This window comes from Paenibacillus sp. J31R120, from assembly GCF_056269225.1.
Map to the genome: position 1 here is coordinate 1,172,008 of NZ_JBWDNN010000002.1, position 14,282 is coordinate 1,186,289.

Sequence of the window (14,282 nt, forward strand, 5' to 3'; positions counted from 1 at the left end):
CTATGAGCGCGCCTTAGCAATTGCTTGTACTCTTGACTAAAGGTGAATGTCACAACCTTAGAAGGATCGTCCCGTTAGCTAGCTTCTGGCAATCACCTTATCGATGATTCCGTAAGCCTGCGCTTCCTCCGCCGTCATGAAATAGTCGCGGTCCATATCTTTCTCTACCCGCACCAGCGGCTGCCCGGTGCGTTCGGCTGTAATTCGGTTCAGTTTCTCCCGATTAGCAAGTATTCGCTTCGCGCTGATTGCGATATCGGCAGCCTGGCCTTGAGCGCCGCCATGCGGCTGATGGATCATAATTTCGCTGTTTGGCAGCGCGAATCGCTTGCCCTTTTCTCCGGCCAGGAGCAGAATCGCTCCGAAGGAAGCAGCGAAGCCAGTGCAGATCGTTTGGATTTGAGGCTGAATATATTGCATCGTGTCATAGATGGCTAGACCTGCTGTCACGGAGCCTCCCGGACTGTTAATGTACATGTGAATGTCCTTCTCGGGATCATCAGCGGTCAGGAACAGGAGCTGGGCAATGATGCTGTTGGCGACAGCATCGTTAATCTCCGAGCCGATGAATACGATCCGGTCCTTGAGCAGACGGGAATAGATGTCGTAGGAACGCTCTCCGCGATTGGTTTGCTCCACGACATAAGGAATAGGAATGTTCATGATTGGTCCTCCGTTCGAATGGTGAAAGTGTTAAAGCGATTGGTAAACGATTCAGGGTGCTTGAAAGATACGCGGTAAATTAATTAAAATAAAAGAAGAAACGGCGTATCTTTTGGGATGCTTCATTCGTTTATCACATAAAGGAGAGGCGTATCTTCGCGCGAGGAGGCTATGCAATGAGGAAGATGATCACGAAGGATAGGACGGAGCGGCAGGACGCGGATTGGGAGAGCTTGCAAACCTCCTTATACCGCTACTGTCTAGTGCTGACAGGCTCGGAGTGGGATGCGGCGGATTTGTCGCAGACGACCTGGAACAAGGCCATTCGCCGCCTGCAGGAGCAGGGACATGACAACCCGGAAGCTTTCTTGCTGCGCACGGCCAAAAACAGCTGGATTGACGATTGCCGCAGGAAAGCGGCGTTCAAGGAGCTGCTGGGCGGAATGGTGCATACGTATCGGCAGGACGTCCCCATGCCGAAATCACAGAATTCTGATTTGGCGATGCAGGCGCTCTTCCGGCATCTCTCTCCGATCCAGCGGACAGTCTTTGTATTAAGAGAAGCGCTTGGTTATTCCATCGCGGAAACGGCCGGCTGGCTGGATACTACGGAAGGCGCAGTTAAGGCGGCGCTCTATCGCGCGCGGCAATCGCTTGGAGCCGTCCGGGAAGAGATCGAGAGAGAAGAGTCTGACGTACCGCTGGACGCGGAGGAACGAGAGGCGGCGAACCGTTCGGTCGAAGCGCTGGAAGAAGGGCGAGTGGCTGATCTGGTCTACCTGCTTTATGGAGAGCCTTATTGGACGGTGCATGCTGTGCAGGGCAACCAAGGTCAATTCCGTGCGAGTCATACGTCGAGCCATTCGTATTCTACAACATCCATGCGGATGTGCGCGTAAGCTGATCGAACAAAAAAGACTAGATGCTTGGGCTAATGTGAAGATAGCAGCCCCGCATCTAGTCTTATTTATTGATATTTGCCCAGCATTTGGTGCAGCTTCTGTGCCAGATGTACCCTAAGCGCCGGCGGCTCGATGACTTCCGCGTCTTCGCCGAAGCCAAGTATGAGATGCGGCAGCCATCCTGTCAGCGATCGCTCATCCGATTGGAAGCGAACGGTCAAGGAGCCGTCTTCATGATACTCCTTTTCCGCCAGATGAAGGCGGTCGAGCGCTCTTGCCAGAGATGTGGCGGAGAAATGGATTACGACCGTTACAACATTGCTTTCCTGCAATTGGTAACCATTCCATTCATCTCGATTAGCTTGCGGCTGATGCCGATCTGTGAAGTGCTGGCCGATTGACTTCAGCTCTTCCATCCGGGACAGCTTGAACTCGCGGTAATCCAGCCGGCTTCGGCAATAGCCGTACAGATACCAGGAATCGTTGCGGTATAGCAGCTGCACCGGCTCCACCGTCCGCACCAGCCGCTCGTTTTTCAAGCTGATGTATTGAAAGCGGACGACTCTAAGCTCGGCGATGCTGTCGCGAAGCAATTGGAGTGATTTGCGGTAGATGGTTCGTCCGCCGATATCCAGGGACAGGGAGGAGCTTTGCTGTCCGTTCTGTATCGTCTTGAGCCTGCGAATCGTCTCGGCGGCGCGCTCATCCTGGAATACGGTCGACATCGATTGGAGCACAGTCACAAGCGAGTCTACGTCATAGCTGCCAAGGAGGCTGCGGTCCATCTTGTATTCCTCCATAATGCCGTAGCCGCCATTGACGCCCTGATAGGACACGACAGGAATGCCAGCCGCGCAGATGGTCTCAATATCGCGGTAGATGGTTCGCTGCGATACGTTGTACTTGTCTGCCAGCTCGGATGCGGACAGAATTTCATTATTCAGCAGCATGTAGACCATGGAGATCAGTCTCTCCAGCTTCACGGGAATCGCTCCATTCGTATAGGGATAACTTGGGAATGAGGATAGTAGTGTTATCCATGCTCCTTCTGAAAGGCCGTGATGGCAGCATAGGGCTCTTCCAGCAACCGGGGCAGCTGTGCGAAGAGAGGAAGCAGCTTGCGGTACGCCTCTGACGCGGCTTCATCCGGCTTATGCGTATGAATGCCGCCGACCATATTCTTTACTTCGCTTAGCGAAGCGATTTCACCTTGTCCGTACATCCCAAGCACAACAGCGCCAAGACAGGAGCTTTCGAAGCTTTCCGGTACGGTGACCTCCTGGCCGAACACATCCGCCAGTATCTGCCGCCATAGCTCCGAGCGGGCAAAGCCGCCTGTTGCGAGCACATGGGCGGGCGGACCGATCAGCTCTTGCAGTGCCGATAATACCGTATATAAATTCATAATGACGCCTTCCATAGCCGCACGAATCATATGCTCCTTCTTATGGTGCATACCAAGTCCGAAGTAAGAGCCGCGTGCGTTCGAATTCCAGATCGGCGCACGCTCGCCTGCCAGATAGGGATGGAAGAGAAGGCCGTTTGATCCAGGCGGCACCTTAGCCGCGATGCCGGTCAGCAGCTCGTACGCATCAATGCCTAGCCGATTCGCCGTCTCAACCTCGGTGCTCGCCAGCTCATCCCGGACCCAGCGCAGGATCATGCCTCCATTGTTCACGGGGCCGCCGATGACCCAATGGTTCTCGGTTAGCGCATAACAGAAGACACGGCCCTCCGGATCGGTTACTGGCTTATCCGTTACAGTCCTGACCGCGCCGCTTGTGCCGATGGTAACCGCCACGACACCGGGATCGATAGCGGCTACTCCAAGATTAGAGAGGACGCCGTCATTGGCTCCTATTATAAAAGTCATGTCGGCAGGCAGACCCGATGCTTCTGCATATTCCGGCTTCAAGCCCGTCAGAGCACACGTAGTTGCAACGGGCGTGGACAATTGCCCTCGGGTAATGCCGGCAAGCTGTAGTGCTTCTTCATCCCAGTCCAAGGTCTCCAGATTCAACAAACCAGTTGCGGATGCAATAGAGTGATCGATTACATATTGACCAAGGAGGCGATAGAAGACATATTCCTTAATGGAGATAAACTTATGGTTCGGTATGAACAGTTCCGGACGTTCGTTCCGCAGCCATACAAGCTTGACGAGCGGCGACATGGGATGAATCGGTGTGCCTGTTCGTCTATAAATCTCATGACCGTTATGATTGGTCTTGATCATTTCGGCATAGGCCGCACTGCGGTTATCCGCCCATGTAATGGATGGCGTGAGTGGACGTCCGCTTCCATCCACCACAATCAGGCTGTGCATGGCGGAGCTGAATGCGACGAAGCCCACTTCCTCGCCGGATGCTCCCGCTTGTTCCAGACAGCCGCGAATCGAGAGGAGCACGGATTGGAAGATGAGCTCGGGGTCTTGTTCGGCGACTCCCGGCGCAGGAGTCAGAAGCGGATACTCTATGCCGTGGCGGCTTAATGCGTTGCCTTTCATATCGAACAATACCGCTTTGGTGCTTGTTGTGCCTATATCGACGCCCATCCGATAGGGTTTCATCGTCATTATACCTCCTGCATGTTGGAGCAAAGAATGAGTAGCAGCATTTTGTTGTCTTGGTGTGACGGGTCTATGATTCTTGCAACGACAGAATCTCGCGGAGATCCTGTTCGGATAAGGAAGAGATAGATTCATTGCCGGCTTCAAGGACATCGTCGATGAGCCCTTTCTTGCGCAGCTGCAGCTCAACCATTTTGTCTTCTACGGTTCCTTCTGCGACCAGACGGATGATCTGGACGACGTTCTTCTGCCCGATGCGGTGGGCCCGGTCGGCGGCTTGCTGCTCAACGGCGGGATTCCACCATAGATCGTACAGAATGACGGTATCCGCGCCTGTCAGATTAAGCCCGGTACCTCCTGCTTTAAGCGACAGCAGGAACAGCTCGCGCTCGCCTTCGTTAAATCTGGTGCATAGCTCTACACGCTCCTTGGCCGGCGTGCTTCCGTCCAGATAGAAGAAGTTGATGCCCCGATAACCGAGCTCGCGCTTGATGATGTCCAGCATCTCGGTGAATTGGGAGAAGATCAGCGCCCGCTTGCCGGAATTGCGGCATTCCTCCACCAGCTCCATTAATTGCTCGAACTTGGCCGAGCTGCCATTGTACCCTTCTACGAACAAGGCAGGGTGGCAGCATAGCTGGCGCAGTCTCGTAATGCCGGCCAATATTCGAATGCGATTTCGCCCGTAATCTCCGCTGTCCAGATGCTTCAGCGAGTCCTGGCGCAGCTTCGCCAGATAAGCGGTGTAGAGCTTCTTCTGCTCCGGCAGCAGCTCTGACGATATTCGCGTCTCGATCTTCTCCGGCAGCTCCTTCAGCACATCGGCCTTCAGCCTGCGCAGAAGGAAGGGCTTGCTGCGTTTCGCCACTATCTCCCTTGTCAGCTCGCCGAACGCCTTTTTGGATGGGAACAGTTCCGGGAAGACGACGCGGAAGATGGACCATAGCTCGTCCAGTCTGTTCTCGATCGGCGTGCCGGTCAGCGCAAAGCGATAGGTTGCCTTAATCGCTCTAACGGCGCTTGCGGTTTGGGTAGTGTCGTTCTTGAACGCTTGAGCTTCATCGAAGATCACCGTATGGAAAGGATGTTTGGCATATTGCTCGATATCCCTTCGCAGCAATGGATAGGAGGTAATAATAATATCGGGCTTAGTCGCTGATACATGCCCAAGATTGCCATGGCCGTTCGCAAGGCTGACGGCATGCCTATCATTCAACGCATCATGACGTTCTTCTCTGCTGCCGTCGGCTACGATGACATGCAGCTCCGGTGCGAATCGCTCCAGCTCATTGCGCCAATTGTAGATGAGCGACGCTGGAGCAGCGATTAATGCAGGCTGACCGGATGCCCGGATGGCTGGCGCAACAGAGAGCAGATAGGCAATGCTTTGAACGGTCTTGCCTAGTCCCATCTCGTCGGCTAATATGCCGCCGAAACGGTAATGCGCGAGCGTCCTCATCCACTGATAGCCGTATCGCTGGTAGTCGCGCAGAACCGGCTCCAGCTTCTCCGGGATCGGGAAGTCGAGCTGATCCGGATGGCGCATATCATCCAGCAGCTCGCGAAGCGAACGTCCTAGCTTGATGGAGGCATGCTCGATCGGCGTATCCAGCAGCGCCATTGCACGACCCACAGGAATGCCTGTACCTTCGCCGAACAGCGTCGGGTGATGCAAGCCTACTCCGTTCATCACCCGCAGGAGCGCATCGAATTGTCCGTTGTTTAAGGGCAGGAGTGCTCCGCGCGCCAGTTTGTAGTAAGGCTTCTTCTCTTCCACGGCACGTACGATCGCCTTGATCTCCTGTTCGCTGATGCCGTCCATTTGGAAACGGAAGTGAAGCCAGTCGGTGCGTTCTTGCCATGTAATATGCAGCTTGGGCGGCGGAACATCCGTGGCAAGCCGCAGTCTGACAGCGGAGGTGGCGTATACAGCCAGATGCTGCTCCAGCAGCGGCACTATCTCATGCAGAAAGTGAAACTCCGCATCGTCCCCCTCGATCAAATATCCGCCTTCCGTCTTCCCGAAGCGTTCATCCTCCATTAAGGCAAGAATGTCATGTTCCTTCTCTTGCTCCCGCATGAGGATGCGGTCGGCTCCTCTTGGCTTGTCGGGCTCCAGCGGATTCAGCATGATATCGCCGTATTGAAACTCCAGCCCCGCAAGAAGCTTGCCGCGCAGCCGGTCCAGGTACATGCGTGCTTGAAGAGGCTGATACAGAATCAGATTGGCAATCGATTCGGATACTTGAACGTAGCCCAGCTTTCTAAGTCCGGGCAATACACGCTGCATGAAGGGCTCAATTTGTCTATGCTCGATCGTGACTCGGTTCATCTTCTCCGATTCACGTGTGTCGGAGTAAATAATGGCGTTCAGTCTGGCAAGCTGAACCAACTGCTGATGCCGCACGCGATAGAAGATGCCATCGGCGAACAGCATGCCATAAGCGTCCAGCACAGTGAGCTCGCTTAGCCCCTCGGCGGCAAGCTCATAGCCTTCTTCATCAGAGGCTAGCCCCAGATGAAAGCGCAGCGGCGCCTTCTCCTGCTCCCCGGCTAGCGTCAGGCCTGAATACTCTCGATGACCGCCGCTCCGGTCCGACGGCAGACTGATTCGGATATGGCTGACCCGCATAAGCGCGTTCATCAGCTCATTCCAGGCAAAAGGAGGGATATACAGCAGCCGCTCGCTGTCAGCTGTTCTCCTTGGAGACGTTCCTGCACTCGCATCTTGCTTCTCCTGCTCGATAAGTCGAAGCAGCTTGTCCAGCACGGCATGATCCTCGGCTGTGAAGCGATGGATCTGCGGATTATACGCGAACAGCTTGGTGAACGAATAGGATTGGCCGTCGCGTATCCGCTCCAGCAGCTCCTCAACGCGCTGAACGACATAGAGGCGTCCGGCGCCCATTTTCACTTCGATGCCAATCCGGTGCTTTCCGTTGCCTATGGGCACAAGCCTGCAGACGAATTCGACCGTCAATAGATCGCGGTCATCGCGAAGCTTGCCTGCCGCAGCTGTCCGCGAGATGCGCTCCTCCTGGAACAGTCCCAGCAAATTTTCAACGACGTCATGATCGGAATCGCTGCTTAGATATACTTTCCCCTTTGGCTCGTTCAGGCGTCTTGTATTTGGCCGGTTTGCTGTCATAGATTCCGAGAGATGGATGAAAGCTGCAGCTGTATGCTTGCAGTAATCATCATCGGTATAAAAGGCGAGACATGTGCACTCCGCCTGAATAGTGGAATCAGCCCTCTGCCATATGCTTACTTCATAATTGCGTTTGCCGCTTGAGACAACGGCAAGATAACGATCCTTGCCCTCCTGGCGCATGGAGATGACTTGGCCGTTCCGCTCTATCGCGGCTCCGACCGCGTAATGATCGGGACCGCATAGCTGCAAAATGAGAGCTTGATTGATATGAAAACCCATTGCGATCTCCTTTATGGAAAATGTTTGAACAGAGTCCTTAGTCAGGATACAATACAATCAATCTTCATTATAAATCATTTTTGAAAAAAATTTCGAATGTGAAGCGATAGATTTCAGCATGCCACGGCATCTATGTCATATGGAGGGATGGAAGTGGATCTTCTTGCAGCGGTGAAGGCAACGTGGATGGAAGGAAAAGAGGACGAGCGGAGCTTGAGCGGTAATGGGTACCCGCGCCCGGGAAGGGGATCAGGAAGCGTTCGGCGAGCTGGTGCGCATGCATCGGGCGAAGGCGCTTGGCATTGCCGGCTCAATGACGAAGGAGGCTCATCTGGCTCGTCATAGAGCGCCACAATGCGGATGAAGGTGGCGACGGCTTTAATATGGAGGTTGTGGCGGATTGCGAGGGAATTCGCTGTCCGTTTCTTGAAGGAGCAGGCCTTCCGCTGGGACGGCAGCAACATCGTGGAGCGCACCGTACGCTCCCGGATGGGCGAAGCGGCCAAGCATTATGAGATTGCCGCGATTGCTCTTGGTCAATTAAGAGAGATGTTCCCATTCCCGCATGGCGGAACGCCGAAGGATTCGGAAGCTGCGGATCGCGCGATCAAGCTGCTGCAGGAAGTAAAAGCTGCGGAGACGAAAGGCGTGGAGCACTCGAAGCCCTGTTCTATTTTATGAAAGAATATTATTCCGAGACGTGGATCAATTAATAGAGGAGCTAGACATCGATAGGATCATTCATCGGCAGTAGACAAGTAAAGAAATAAAGGGAGGCGTCGTTATGCCTTTTACATTCGCACATCCGTTGTATGCCGCGCCTCTTAAGCTGGCGAAGCCCGGCTGGTTCAGCCTGACGGGGCTGATCTTGGGCAGCATGTCGCCTGACTTTGAATATTTCATCGCGCTGGAGCCCTATCAGACATTCGGTCATAGCGGGCTTGGCTTGCTTCTGCAAGCTATCCCGTTAAGCTTGTTATTTGCATTTCTGTTCCATTATGTGATCAAATTACCGTTAGCTGAACATCTTCCCGGCATTTTCGGAATTTCGGGAAAAGCAAAAGGACTAATGGATCGTTATCCGTGGCGCATGAGGGGATGGAGAGACTGGCTGGTCTTCCTTGTATCAGTTGTGATTGGCTTTTCGTCTCATGTGTTTTTGGACGCCTTTACCCACTTAAGCGGATACTTTGTTGTACGATGGGCGGCGTTAAATGAGAAGGTATTCGGCTTTCCAGTTTATAAGCTGCTGCAGCATGGTTTATCGTTGACGGGCTTGGCGGTGTTCGGCATCATGGCGCTGATCTGGCTGAGATGGCCGGCATCCGAAGCTGCTCGGAACAAAAGCACAGTATCTATTTGGGCCAAATGGCTTTACTGGTCGATCGTCGGGATTACTGCCGCGGTAACCGTTGCTTGCAAGCTGCTGTTTTCTACCTCCGGCAATTATATTGGCATACTTGTGGTGTCACCCATAAGCGGCTTCTTGCTGGGACTGGCTTTGGCATCCATCGGTTCCCGCGTATTGAGAAGATAACGGGATGTTATGAATCAGATTAGATGAAAAATCCGCGCGCTCCATCCGCAAGATCGCCTCATGGGCAGGATGGTGCCATTCGCGGGTTTGACTTTGTTAACTGTATGAAATATTATTACAGTATAGTTCGAAAGGAGGCCGCGGTACGATGCGAAGCGAATTTACGGTGGCGGTCCATTGTCTGGCGCTGCTTGCTTATTTGCCAGATCATCGGGCCAGCAGCGAGCTTCTTGCCCATAATGTGTCCACGAATCCGACGCGTATTCGGAAAATTATGAGCACGCTCAAAAAGTCCAGCTTTGTGAAAACCAAAGAAGGGATCGGCGGGGGCTACGAGTTAAATTGTCAGCCGGCTGAGGTGACGCTGGCTGAGGTCTATCGGGCGATTTGCGGAGGCACCTTGAAGCCGCATTGGTCGTCAGGCAACCCGGAGGAAAAGTGTCTCGTATCCGCCAACATGTCGCTGGTGATGGACGGTTTTTTCCGGGAAGCAGAGCTTCATTATGAGGAATATCTGGAGCGCAATACGCTTCAGACGGTATTGGAACGCCTCAGACAATGCCAACAGAAAACAGCAAGGGGTGAGACCCATGTCCATGAATAATGAAATCAAGGATGGCGCTAAAGCAGGTCCGTCCTTCCGTATACCGTTGTCCGTCCTTGACGTATCGCCAATCGTTCAAGGCGGCACGGTCGCGGAATCGTTGCGCAATACACTGGATCTGGCGCAGCATGCAGAGCGCTGGAATTATAACCGCTACTGGTTAGCCGAGCATCACAACTCTCCGAGCATCGCAAGCTCGGCGACATCGGTCGTGATCGGCCATGTCGCTGCGGGCACTTCGAGCATTCGGGTCGGATCGGGCGGCATTATGCTGCCGAACCATTCACCGCTTGTCATTGCGGAGCAATTCGGTACGCTTGAAGCGCTGTTCCCGGGCCGGATCGATCTGGGGCTGGGCCGCGCGCCGGGCACAGATCAATTGACGGCTACAGCGCTGCGTGGCGTAAGGGGCAGCAACGGAGGCAATTTCCCTGAGCAGTTGGAGCAGCTTCGGGCCTATCTTGATCCGAGCGGAGCTGAAGTGGCGATGCCGGTCAGAGCGATTCCAGGCGAAGGAGCGAACCTGCCGATCTGGCTGCTGGGCTCCAGCGACTTCAGCGCCATGCTGGCGGCACAGCTCGGTCTGCCGTTTGCTTTCGCGGGCCACTTCTCGCCTACGTATACGGTTCCTGCCATGAATCTGTACCGCAACAACTTCCAGCCGGGCGTGCTGGACAAACCGTACGGCATGGTTGCCGTTAATGTGGTAGCTGCCGATAGCGACGAAGAAGCGACATATCTGGCTACATCGATGCAGCAGTTGTTCCTTGGCTTCATCCGCAATCGTCCGGGTCCGCTGCCGCCTCCAGTGCGGGATATGGACCAGATCTGGACTGCGCAAGAGAAATACATGCTGCAGCAGCAGCTTGGCTCCTCCATTGCTGGCGGTCCAGAGACAGTAAAGGCGAAGCTTGAGCAATATATGGAAGCGACCGGCGCCGACGAAATTATGATTGCCGCACATATCCATAACCACGCAGCGCGTCGGCGCTCGTATGAGATTATTGCGGGATTGTAACGGCAGAGACATTTAAATAAAAGAGGCTGTCTCATTGGTCAATGGAATTGACCTCCTGTGACAGCCTCTTTGAGTTGAAGGTTTGTTGTGTCGGCTACATAATGCAAATTGCTCCATTCGTATCACATTGAATCTTTAGTTGTGCCGATACCACTATTTCGCTCTATTCGCCGCTTCAGCATCTTTAGTTGTATCACGCACTACTATTTCGTTCCATCCGCTGATTTCGCGCATTTAGTTGTGTCACACACCACTAAATCGATCAATTCGCTGATTCAGCACCATTTGTTGTGTCACACACCACTCTTTCGTTCTATCTACCGATTTCGCGCATTTAGTCGTGCCACACACCACTAAATCGCTCAATTCGCCGACTCAGCACCTTTAGTTGTGTCACACACCACTAAATCGCTCAATTCGCTGATTCAGCACCATTAGTTGTGCCCCATACCACTATTTCATTCCATCCGCACGAGTTAGCTCATTTAGCATTGCCAAGCACAATTATCCCGTTCCAATCGAATCCAAATCACATACTAACCTTACGAAACCCCGTGGTAACCGATTATTGTTCCTAGCTTAAGTTAATCCGCTTCGATAGCGGGTTCCTCCGGCGGGCGAAAGCCCCTTCTTAATTCAGATATCGTAAATCCAAAATCCATCTGCAGATGCGGATAGTCCTTGAAGCCCTCCCAGTCGCCTCCCCAGCTAAAGCCGAGTCCTTTGGCAATGGCTACAACCTCCATCCAATCGGCTTTTCCGTTACGGTTCCCGTCGTATTCCAGGTCCCATATGGCTTTTCCTTTTGGCGTTAGCAACGCGAAATCGATCGCCAGCCCGTAGTTATGGTATGAGCCCCCACCCTTCACATGAGTGACGATTGGTCCTTTGGTCGAACGGCCTTGCTCGTAGAGGGCGTCCTGCTCCTCATGGCTGCGATGGTCGTCGGTTATGAGTATGGAGATGCCAAGCTTGGCTGCTTCGGCCACCAGCTCGTCTTTTTTCAACAAGACATAGGGGTGTAGCGCTGTAATGGGCGGCGCTTCTTTGGTGATGAACGGAATAGTGCGCTCGACACGGTCGTTCCAACTCTTGAATATGGAGACGACGAGCATCAGAAGAAACAATAGAAGAATCCAGTTTCGAAGCCGCTTCCCGCGCGAAGGAATGCGCTGCTGCTGCCAATGTGGCTGCAGAGGAGGAGGCGGGCCTTGTTGCATATGAGCCATTCACGGTCTCCTTTTAAAAGTATAGTTGATTCTATCGTAATGGACGCCGGAGCCGAACGCAACGTACGGAGGTCGGGGATTGACGAATCATCAGTTTAGGTATAAACTGATGATATCAAATACAATCGAGGTGAACCTATGGAGCATGAGCTTGAAGCAAGAACGGACAAACGCGATGAGCGGCTGGCGCTCCTCATATGGTACCGCTTCTCTCGCATTTATAATCAAAGCGTTCGCGAATCGGAGCAGCATTTGAAGCGCTGGGATTTGACGGTGGCGCAATTCGATGTCATCGCACAGATTGGATTGAACAAACGGCTGACGCAAGGCCAGCTGGCGGAGAAGCTTCTCGTAACAAAAGGGAACATTACACAGCTGCTATCCAGGCTTGAACAGGCAGGATACATTCAGCGGGAGCAAGAGTGGAAGGTTAAGCATGTGTCGTTAACGGATAAAGGCAAGGCCATATATGAGCAGGTGGTGCCGGTACAGGAAAGGTTTCAGGCTTCGCATTTTGAAGCGCTCGATCAGGAGGAAAAGGAGCAGTTCCTTCATTTGCTTAAGAAGCTAAGTGCTAAAACAATAGAATAAGGGAGGAATTATGATGCAAGAGCAAAGGAATGTGTTAAAAGGCATTCATCATGTCTCGGCCATTACGGCAAGCGGTCCGGAAAACTACAAATTTTATACTGAAGTGCTAGGCCTTCGATTGGTGAAGAAAACGGTGAATCAGGATGATACGTCGATGTATCACTTGTTTTATGGTGATGAGTCAGGAAGCCCGGGCACGGAGCTTACCTTCTTCGAAATTCCGATGGCGGCACCGAACCGCGAAGGAGTAAGCAGTATATCAGCTATTTCTCTTCGGGTCCCTTCGGATCAATCGATCCATTACTGGAAGGAAAGGCTGGTTACCTTTGGAGTAGAGCATGACGACATTTTGGTTAGAGCCGGACGTCACACACTAGCATTCCGGGATAAAGAGGGACAACGGTTCATTCTCGTCTCGGATGAGCGGAATAGCGGTGTGGCGGGAGGAACGCCATGGGCGAAGAGCCCTGTGCCAGCGGGACACGCGATTATCGGTCTTGGTCCCGTTCATCTGACAGTTGCGAACCCGGAACCGACCGATCTGATCCTGACGAGCGTACTCGGTTTCCGAAGAAGAGGACGTTATCCGGCGCATGTGGCAGGACAGCCGGACATTCTCGTTTATGAGACGGGTGAAGGCGGTACGGGAGCAGAGATTCATCTGGAGACGAGAACGGATCTGCCTCGTGAGCGTCAGGGCAGCGGAGGCGTCCACCATGTTGCATTCCGGGTAGCGGACGAGAAGGAGCTTCGCGAATGGACGGAGCATTTGAACAAGACCCGCATTGGCAACTCAGGCTTTGTGGAACGCTACTACTTCCAGTCCCTCTACTTCCGCGAGCCGAACGGCATCCTGTTCGAGCTTGCCACTGACGGCCCTGGCTTCGCCACGGATGAGGAACTGGAGCATCTGGGCGAATCGCTGTCGCTCCCGCCGTTCCTGGAGCCGAATCGCGAACGGATTGAAGCGGGGCTTAAGCCGATTGATACTGCGAGTAGATAAGTGAATAGGTTATTTTTGTGATTAATGTACATTTTCTTGATTAGAGATCAGGGGATCGGTTAAACCGACTTAAATGCAGCGAAAGTGAGTGTAGCAGCTCAATAGGTCGATTAAACCGACTTAGATGCAGCGAAAGTGTGTGTAGCAGCTCAATAGGTCGATTAAACCGACTTAGATGCAGCGAAAGTGAGTGTAGCAGCTCAATAGGTCGGTTAAACCGACTTAAATGCAGCGAAAGTGAGTGTAGCAGCTCAATAGGTCGATTAAACCGACTTAGATGCAGCGAAAGTGTGTGTAACAGCTCAATAGATCGATTAAACCGACTTAGATGCAGCGAAAGTTTGCGGAGCAGCTCTACCTAATTATAATCTGATAATCGGTCGACATTTCGTCTTAACGTCTAGCCGCAAAGTGATGTAATAATTCATTTAAAAAGAATTCGCCCATTGCTTCTATCGCAGCTCCCCTATATAATGGAACCTAATTCTAACGACTGCAGGAGGACCTCCGCCGATGAAGTAATGACACGTGATAACCTGAAGAACAACTTGTTGAAGTCAACAAGCGGCTAGCTCGCATATAGGCGAGAGTCGGTCAGGGGATACGTGTGTCATTTTGGGGAGCTGCGAGTTAGATGGGCTGTATGAATTAATCGCGAACATTTATTTGAGCAGAAATGCAGATAAGTGTTGAACGGTTGTTTTGTGCGAGCCTGATATCCCCCGCGTATTTCAGA

13 protein-coding genes are annotated in these 14,282 nt (G+C 52.9%); 8 read left to right on the forward strand and 5 right to left on the reverse strand.

The genetic code is table 11. From position 1 onward, the window contains the following. Positions 1-78: 78 nt before the first annotated feature. Positions 79-663 carry an ATP-dependent Clp endopeptidase proteolytic subunit ClpP gene (gene clpP / locus AC0YNW_RS11555; RefSeq protein ID WP_475832068.1) on the reverse strand — a complete coding sequence of 195 codons (585 nt, stop codon included), beginning with the start codon at positions 661-663 and terminating at the stop codon, positions 79-81. A 176-nt stretch (positions 664-839) separates the two neighbouring features. Here clpP and AC0YNW_RS11560 point away from each other — a divergent pair, with 176 nt between their 5' ends. Beyond that, positions 840-1,562, forward strand: a complete 723-nt coding sequence (locus AC0YNW_RS11560) for an RNA polymerase sigma factor (protein ID WP_387469329.1) — start codon at positions 840-842, stop codon at positions 1,560-1,562. A gap of 68 nt (positions 1,563-1,630) precedes the next feature. Here AC0YNW_RS11560 and AC0YNW_RS11565 read toward each other — a convergent pair whose 3' ends face one another. The 3 genes from AC0YNW_RS11565 to AC0YNW_RS11575 form a co-directional block, all read right to left on the reverse strand. Further along, positions 1,631-2,548 carry a helix-turn-helix transcriptional regulator gene (locus AC0YNW_RS11565; RefSeq protein WP_475832069.1) on the reverse strand — a complete coding sequence of 306 codons (918 nt, stop codon included), beginning with the start codon at positions 2,546-2,548 and terminating at the stop codon, positions 1,631-1,633. A 50-nt stretch (positions 2,549-2,598) separates the two neighbouring features. After that, the gene (gntK, locus tag AC0YNW_RS11570; protein WP_475832070.1) at positions 2,599-4,140 is read right to left on the reverse strand and encodes a gluconokinase; all 1,542 of its coding nucleotides are present in this window, start codon (positions 4,138-4,140) and stop codon (positions 2,599-2,601) included. A 64-nt stretch (positions 4,141-4,204) separates the two neighbouring features. Further along, a complete protein-coding gene (locus tag AC0YNW_RS11575; protein WP_475832071.1) occupies positions 4,205-7,564 on the reverse strand; it encodes a DEAD/DEAH box helicase in 3,360 nt (1,119 codons plus the stop codon). 223 nt (positions 7,565-7,787) lie between these two features. On the opposite strand from AC0YNW_RS11575, the gene AC0YNW_RS11580 reads away from it, so the two are divergent. The 5 genes from AC0YNW_RS11580 to AC0YNW_RS11600 all read left to right on the forward strand — a co-directional run bounded on the left by AC0YNW_RS11580 (position 7,788) and on the right by AC0YNW_RS11600 (position 10,723). Further along, the gene (locus tag AC0YNW_RS11580) at positions 7,788-7,928 is read left to right on the forward strand and encodes a hypothetical protein (protein ID WP_475832072.1); all 141 of its coding nucleotides are present in this window, start codon (positions 7,788-7,790) and stop codon (positions 7,926-7,928) included. Continuing rightward, a complete protein-coding gene (locus tag AC0YNW_RS11585) occupies positions 7,919-8,245 on the forward strand; it encodes a hypothetical protein (protein ID WP_475832073.1) in 327 nt (108 codons plus the stop codon). The genes AC0YNW_RS11580 and AC0YNW_RS11585 overlap by 10 nt, the downstream gene beginning before the upstream one ends. Before the next feature lie 103 nt (positions 8,246-8,348). Next, entirely contained in the window at positions 8,349-9,101 is a 753-nt protein-coding gene (locus tag AC0YNW_RS11590; protein ID WP_475832074.1) for a DUF4184 family protein, read from the forward strand. A 148-nt stretch (positions 9,102-9,249) separates the two neighbouring features. Then, positions 9,250-9,705 carry an RrF2 family transcriptional regulator gene (locus AC0YNW_RS11595; protein WP_475832075.1) on the forward strand — a complete coding sequence of 152 codons (456 nt, stop codon included), beginning with the start codon at positions 9,250-9,252 and terminating at the stop codon, positions 9,703-9,705. After that, on the forward strand, positions 9,692-10,723 hold the full coding sequence (locus AC0YNW_RS11600; protein ID WP_475832076.1) for an LLM class flavin-dependent oxidoreductase: 1,032 nt from the start codon (positions 9,692-9,694) through the stop codon (positions 10,721-10,723). Before AC0YNW_RS11595 ends, AC0YNW_RS11600 begins: the two co-directional genes overlap by 14 nt. Positions 10,724-11,307: 584 nt before the next feature. Here the strand turns inward: AC0YNW_RS11600 and AC0YNW_RS11605 are convergent. After that, positions 11,308-11,838 carry a M15 family metallopeptidase gene (locus AC0YNW_RS11605; RefSeq protein ID WP_475832216.1) on the reverse strand — a complete coding sequence of 177 codons (531 nt, stop codon included), beginning with the start codon at positions 11,836-11,838 and terminating at the stop codon, positions 11,308-11,310. A gap of 252 nt (positions 11,839-12,090) precedes the next feature. Here AC0YNW_RS11605 and AC0YNW_RS11610 point away from each other — a divergent pair, with 252 nt between their 5' ends. Both AC0YNW_RS11610 and AC0YNW_RS11615 read left to right on the forward strand, forming a co-directional pair. Beyond that, on the forward strand, positions 12,091-12,543 hold the full coding sequence (locus AC0YNW_RS11610; RefSeq protein WP_475832077.1) for a MarR family winged helix-turn-helix transcriptional regulator: 453 nt from the start codon (positions 12,091-12,093) through the stop codon (positions 12,541-12,543). A gap of 10 nt (positions 12,544-12,553) precedes the next feature. Then, positions 12,554-13,546, forward strand: coding sequence for a ring-cleaving dioxygenase (locus AC0YNW_RS11615; protein ID WP_475832078.1), 993 nt, complete (start codon positions 12,554-12,556; stop codon positions 13,544-13,546). Positions 13,547-14,282: the final 736 nt, after the last annotated feature.

Bases quoted from the DNA above. Each gene is read 5' to 3' on its own strand.
- clpP (WP_475832068.1), bottom strand. From the start codon at position 663: ATGAACATTCCTATTCCTTATGTCGTGGAGCAAACCAATCGCGGAGAG.
- AC0YNW_RS11560 (WP_387469329.1), top strand. From the start codon at position 840: ATGAGGAAGATGATCACGAAGGATAGGACGGAGCGGCAGGACGCGGAT.
- AC0YNW_RS11615 (WP_475832078.1), top strand. From the start codon at position 12,554: ATGATGCAAGAGCAAAGGAATGTGTTAAAAGGCATTCATCATGTCTCG.
- AC0YNW_RS11585 (WP_475832073.1), top strand. From the start codon at position 7,919: ATGCGGATGAAGGTGGCGACGGCTTTAATATGGAGGTTGTGGCGGATT.
- AC0YNW_RS11595 (WP_475832075.1), top strand. From the start codon at position 9,250: ATGCGAAGCGAATTTACGGTGGCGGTCCATTGTCTGGCGCTGCTTGCT.
- AC0YNW_RS11605 (WP_475832216.1), bottom strand. From the start codon at position 11,838: ATGCTCGTCGTCTCCATATTCAAGAGTTGGAACGACCGTGTCGAGCGC.
- AC0YNW_RS11610 (WP_475832077.1), top strand. From the start codon at position 12,091: ATGGAGCATGAGCTTGAAGCAAGAACGGACAAACGCGATGAGCGGCTG.
- AC0YNW_RS11580 (WP_475832072.1), top strand. From the start codon at position 7,788: ATGGGTACCCGCGCCCGGGAAGGGGATCAGGAAGCGTTCGGCGAGCTG.
- AC0YNW_RS11575 (WP_475832071.1), bottom strand. From the start codon at position 7,564: ATGGGTTTTCATATCAATCAAGCTCTCATTTTGCAGCTATGCGGTCCC.
- AC0YNW_RS11600 (WP_475832076.1), top strand. From the start codon at position 9,692: ATGTCCATGAATAATGAAATCAAGGATGGCGCTAAAGCAGGTCCGTCC.
- AC0YNW_RS11590 (WP_475832074.1), top strand. From the start codon at position 8,349: ATGCCTTTTACATTCGCACATCCGTTGTATGCCGCGCCTCTTAAGCTG.
- gntK (WP_475832070.1), bottom strand. From the start codon at position 4,140: ATGACGATGAAACCCTATCGGATGGGCGTCGATATAGGCACAACAAGC.